The 5207-nt window shown below is 70.9% G+C and carries 4 protein-coding genes, 2 tRNA genes and 1 pseudogene; 1 reads left to right on the forward strand and 6 read right to left on the reverse strand.

Annotated elements, in window-relative coordinates:
- Positions 1 to 140: 140 nt before the first annotated feature.
- From BGN98_RS13355 to BGN98_RS13370, 4 genes are all read right to left on the reverse strand, one after another.
- Positions 141 to 220, reverse strand: a tRNA-Met gene (locus tag BGN98_RS13355).
- A 32-nt stretch (positions 221 to 252) separates the two neighbouring features.
- A tRNA-Thr gene (locus BGN98_RS13360) sits at positions 253 to 324 on the reverse strand.
- Between the two features lie 63 nt (positions 325 to 387).
- The gene (locus BGN98_RS13365; protein ID WP_288121663.1) at positions 388 to 1671 is read right to left on the reverse strand and encodes a M23 family metallopeptidase; all 1284 of its coding nucleotides are present in this window, start codon (positions 1669 to 1671) and stop codon (positions 388 to 390) included.
- A gap of 313 nt (positions 1672 to 1984) precedes the next feature.
- A complete protein-coding gene (locus BGN98_RS13370; RefSeq protein ID WP_288121664.1) occupies positions 1985 to 2776 on the reverse strand; it encodes an inositol monophosphatase family protein in 792 nt (263 codons plus the stop codon).
- Here BGN98_RS13370 and BGN98_RS13375 point away from each other — a divergent pair.
- A pseudogene (locus BGN98_RS13375) lies at positions 2775 to 3850 on the forward strand (FAD-dependent oxidoreductase). The gene BGN98_RS13370 and the pseudogene BGN98_RS13375 overlap by 2 nt on opposite strands.
- A 3-nt stretch (positions 3851 to 3853) precedes the next feature.
- Here BGN98_RS13375 and BGN98_RS13380 read toward each other — a convergent pair.
- Together BGN98_RS13380 and BGN98_RS13385 are read right to left on the reverse strand one after the other, a co-directional pair.
- Entirely contained in the window at positions 3854 to 4843 is a 990-nt protein-coding gene (locus tag BGN98_RS13380; protein ID WP_288121665.1) for a hypothetical protein, read from the reverse strand.
- 120 nt (positions 4844 to 4963) lie between these two features.
- Positions 4964 to 5207, reverse strand: a 244-nt coding sequence (locus BGN98_RS13385) for a transposase (protein ID WP_288121666.1), incomplete at its 5' end; no start/stop codon positions are given.

Below are 5207 nucleotides of genomic sequence, written 5' to 3' on the forward strand. Positions count from 1 at the left end.
CTTGCAGGCCAATCCGTCCAGTTGCCAGGCGCCGGAGCATACGGCTACTGAGTCGTTTCGCTACACGGCTGCTACACGGAAGGCTCCCGGTGGCTCGGGAACCTTCTTGCCGATGGCCGAAGATCCGCGTGAGTCCGGGCTGGTAGCGGGAGCGGGGCTTGAACCCGCGACCACACGATTATGAGTCGTGCGCTCTCACCAACTGAGCTACCCGCACGCTCCGCACCCACACGGCGAGATGTGGATGCTGCGAGCCCCGAGTCAGGATTGAACTGACGACCCCTTCCTTACCATGGAAGTGCTCTGCCACTGAGCTATCGGGGCGTGCCACCCCTCTCGGGGCAACCAGAAAAGAATATCAGAGCCGGGGCGTCCGACAGAATCGGCTCAGCCGACGGTGTGGCCGGGCTTGGTGTGCTCGGCCAGCCACGGCATCGGGTCGATGCGGGTGGTGCCCCCCAGCAGCACCTCGAGGTGCAGGTGGGGTCCGGTCGCCTTACCGGTCTGTCCGACGCGGCCGATGACCTGTCCGGCGGTGACCTTGTCGCCCACCTTCACCTGCAGCGAGCCGTACTGCATGTGGCCGTAGCGAGTGGAGACGAGCTGGCCGTCGATGATGTGGTCGATCAGCACCGTCACACCGTAATCGCCACCGGACTCGGTCGCGATGCGCACGGTGCCCGCGGCGACAGCGTGGATCTCCGCGCCCTCACCCGGGGTCAGGTCGACGCCGTTGTGGGGGGTGGCGAACTCCGAGAGGTACGCGATGGACCCGAAGGCGGCCGAGATCGGCACCCCGACGGGGAACGGGTACTGGATGGGCGACGAGGGGTCGTTCACCCACGTGTTCGCGAACAGGCGCACGCCCGACTCGGCCGCAAGCTCCGACATCGACGTGACGTTGTAGCTTTCGGGTCGATCCAGCGCGGTCGGAGCATCGGTTCCCGAAGCGACGAACGCCTGGATCTGACCGGCATCCGAGCTCTTCGTCAGCTTCTGGCCGGCGGCGACGACGGTGGGCTGCGCGGCGGTGTTCGACGAGTCGGATGCCGAGGCGATCGCAGCCGCCGGCGTGGTCGTGCCCACGGCAAGCAGGCCGACGACCGCCATGACGCCCACCGAGAACGACGCCGCAGCCATCCGCTTGGCGATCGCCGCGCCACGCGGGCGGCGGCGTACGGCGACATGGACGACGGCCTCGGCAGCGGAAACCGGCTCCGCCGGCTCGGCAACGGCGGTCGAGGGACGCTGCACGGGCGTCTCCCCCGTGAAGGAGAACAGGCGGGCAGCGAACTCGAACTCGTCGAGGTCGCAGCTCTCGGATGCCGCGACGAACGCGGAATCGCTCGGGAGCTGGTCGGCGACCGGAGCGGGCACGGCATCCGCTTCGTGGTCGACGGCGGCGGCCGCCGTCACGGCGACCGCGGACGCATCTTCGGTGGCGACCGATTCGAACACGGCTCGCGCGGCACGGCGCAGACGCCGACGGGAGACTTCGTCGGGCTGTGCGCCGACGACGGTTTCGGCGACGATCGCCGCAGCGACCTCGGCGACGACCGACTCGGCGAGGGAGGGCTCGGCGGGCGCGGACTCGGCGGGCGCCTCGGGCTGCGCCACCTCGACGACAACGGCGGAAGCAGCGGGCAGAACGTCGTCCGCGGGCGCGGCCACGGCGGCGGCCTGGGCAGCCAGGCGACGGTACTCAGCGCGGGTCAGAGCACCCGGCCCGGTCGGCGTTGCGGCCGACTCGGTTCGTCGGCTGGCACGCCGCGAGGGCGTCCCATCGGCCGCGGGGGTGTCGGGGGTCAAATCACACAGGCTCTCGTCAGGCCGCGCGGAGGGGGCTCCGCACGACGACGTACTACGGGCTTCGGATCGCTTCGCCGTTCGGGCCGGCAAAGATAACGATCGGGTAAACACTACATCGTGGTCGCTGGGAATGCCATGGACACACGGTCCACGTTCCTATCAACCCGCGGACGCCTCACACCTCCAGCAGCTCGCGCATCCGCGGAAACAGCTCCGGACCGGCCGCGATCGTCATCTCCGCACCGGGCGCGCTGCCCGGCCGTCCGCCGACGACGCCGCCCGCCTCCGTAACCAGCAGGGCTCCCGCCGCGTGATCCCACGGCTTGAGCCCGCGCTCGAAGTACCCGTCCAGCCGCCCGGCGGCGACGTACGCCAGATCGAGGGAGGCGGCGCCGGCGCGACGCAGGTCGCGGGCGAGCACCATCATCCGGCGCACGCGTGCCAGGTCGCCGTCGTGGGTGGCGGGGTCGTATCCGAAGCCCGTGGCAAGCAGGGCCCCGGCATCCGTCACCGTCGATACGCGCAGAGGCTGATCGCCGAGCCAGGCGCCCCCGCCGCGGTGCGCGTGGAAGAGCTCGTCGACGGCGGGGCTGTAGACCGCCGCGGCCTGTGCGACCCACGTCTCGGGCGTCGCCTCCCCGGTCACGGCGGCGATGCTGACCGCGTACTGCGGAATGCCATAGGCGTAGTTGACCGTGCCGTCGATGGGGTCGACGACCCAGGTCACACCGCTCGTACCGGGCTGCGGGTCGGACTCCTCCCCGAGAAAGCCGTCGTCGGGCCGGACTGCGGCCAGTCGGTCGCGGATGAGCTGCTCCACCTCGCGGTCGGCGTCGGTCACGATGTCGGCGAGGGTGGACTTCGTCGCCGCCACCGCGACGCCCTCAGCCCGCCGACGCCGCGCGAGCGCGCCGGCCTCTCGTGCGATGTCGACGGCGATCTTCTCCCACTGCGCGGCATCCACCATGCCTCCACGCTACGCGCACTACCGTGGCCTCATGAGCGCGCACGACGACGTCGTGATCGTCGGCGGTGGCCACAACGCCCTCACCGCCGCCGCCTATCTCGCCCGGGCGCGCAAGCGCGTCGTCGTGCTGGAACGGCAGGACCGGGTCGGCGGCGCCGCGGTGTCGGAGCAGCCGTGGGCGGGCGCGGATGGCGCCTGTCGCGCTACTCGTACCTCGTGAGCCTGCTGCCTCGCACGATCATCGACGACCTCGATCTGCGCCTCGACCTGCGACGGCGCCGGTACTCGTCGTACACCCCCGACCCCGCCGACCCGTCCCGCGGCATCCTCATCGACAACGCGGATGCCGCGGCCACCACCGCGAGCGTCATCCGCACGACCGGTGACCTCCGCGAGGCGGAGCGCTTCGAGGCGTTCACCGACCGCCTCCTCCCGCTCGCTGCGACCGTCTTCCCCTCGGTGACAGAGCCCCTGCGCCGCGCGAGCGAGATGCGTGCGGAAGTCGCCGACACGGCGCTCTGGGACGCGCTCACGACGCGACCGCTGGGCGGCCTGCTGCGCGACGGGCTGGGCACCGACATCGCGCGCGGCATCGCCCTCACCGACGGCCTCATCGGCCCCTTCTCCCGGGCCGACGATCCCTCACTGCGCCAGAACCGCTGCTTCCTCTATCACGTGATCGGCGGCGGCACCGGTGACTGGGACGTCCCCGTCGGCGGCATGGGCCGAGTGAGCGGCGCGCTCGAGAACGCGGCGCGCCGCGCGGGCGCCGAGATCCGCGTCAATGCGACCGTGAGCGCGGTCGCGCCCGACGGCTCGCCGTGCATCGAAGCACGGACCACGACCGACCTGGAGGGGTCACTCGGCATGACAGCCGGCGACATCTTCCACGGGCCGCTGTCGTGGCCGTGGGCGGGCGACGACGAGCCGCTCGAATCGGCGGCCGAGCGTTGGGGCGTGGCGACGGCGCACGAACGGGTACTGCTGTGCGGGTCGGGCGCGCGTCGCGGCGGCGCCGTCAGCGGCATCGGCGGGCACAACGCCGCGATGGCGGCGCTGGAGCTGCTCGACTGACGCTCAGCTGTGCGGCGGCAGCGGCGGGGCGGGCGGGTAGCCGTCGTGCCCCTGCGCGGCCGGAGCCGTCGGGGTGCTCGCGCCCTCCGTGAACCAGAAGCGTGCGCCGGACGAGGGATGACCCGTGTAGTAGGCGTTCCAGTCCGGCGAGCCGTCGGGGAACACCGGCAGCGGCGTGACGCCGTCGGCGAAGGTGGGCCACGGTGCGGATGCCGCCGGAGCGGGTGCCGGTGCCGGCGCGGGCGGCTGAGCGGGGGCAGCGGGCGCCGCCACGGGGAGTGGGGCCGAACCGTAAGGAGCCGCGCCGTAAGGAGCCGCGCCGTAAGGAGCCGCGCCGTAAGGAGCCGCACCGTAGGGGGCGGCGAGGTGCGGGCGCGGACGCTTCGGGGCGAAGAGGGCGTTGACCAGCGGCAGGAGCGCCGTGCCCACCGCCGACAGGATCGCGAGCGCGACGACCACGCGCCAGTAGAGCGGACGGTAGGTGACGAACTCGTCGGTCATCAGCGGTAGCACGAGCATGACCATGAGGATGACGACGAGCCCGATGGTCACGTAGGTGACGATCGAGGTGAAGGTCGTCTGGTGCCGCTGGAACGCTTTGAGGAAGAGGCGTGCGTGCAGGAGAGCCCCCTGGATGATGAGCGCGATGACGATGAACTTGAACACGCGCCCGGCGCCGACGCCGAAGTAGCCACTGGTCGGCATCCAGATGAGGAACGCCCCGACCAGCAGGATCAACACCCACGAGATCATGCTCGTCAGCGCGAGCCAGGTGGGCCGGTTCTGGGCCATGTTCGACTCGGCGATCGCCACGCCCGCGAAGCCCGCGAGCAGCAGGATCGTCAGGAACGCCTTACCCACGATGCCGTTCGAGTCGCCGATCAGTACCCACACCACGCACACGAGGGCGGCGGCGATCAGGGCGCCGATCGCGACCCAGATCGTCGCTCGCAGGATCTTGTTCGACTGCGGTGAACTCGTCGGTTCGGTCATGTCTCTCCCCATCGTCGGGCATCCAGCCGTGCCCCCATCCTGTCACGGGGGTCGGTCCGCGTGGAGAGCGCAGACCAGGAAAGGCCCCGCATCTGCGGGGCCTTTCGGGGCTCTTCGGAATTAGGGGTGTAGCGCGGGTCTGAAGCCTCCGGCTTCGAGCAGTGATCTCGCGATGTAGTGGGTGAGGTTGCGGAAGTCGAGGGCGGAGCCGCGGAGGTGCTCGAGCCGGCCATTGATCGCTTCCGTCGGGCCGTTGCTGGTGCCGGGCCGGTCGAAGTACGCGAGCACGTCGAGGGCGCGCTGTTTGAGGGTTCGACCGAGCCTGCGGATCTCGACGAGCGCGGCGGGGACGCCAGCGGTGACG

This window comes from Microbacterium sp. 69-7 (assembly GCF_001897985.1).
In the GTDB taxonomy this organism is placed as follows: Bacteria; Actinomycetota; Actinomycetes; order Actinomycetales; family Microbacteriaceae; genus Microbacterium; species Microbacterium laevaniformans.

Excerpts from the sequence above, each read along its gene's own strand:
- BGN98_RS13370 (WP_288121664.1), bottom strand. The coding sequence starts at position 2,776 with ATGGTGGATGCCGCGCAGTGGGAGAAGATCGCCGTCGACATCGCACGA.
- BGN98_RS13380 (WP_288121665.1), bottom strand. The coding sequence starts at position 4,843 with ATGACCGAACCGACGAGTTCACCGCAGTCGAACAAGATCCTGCGAGCG.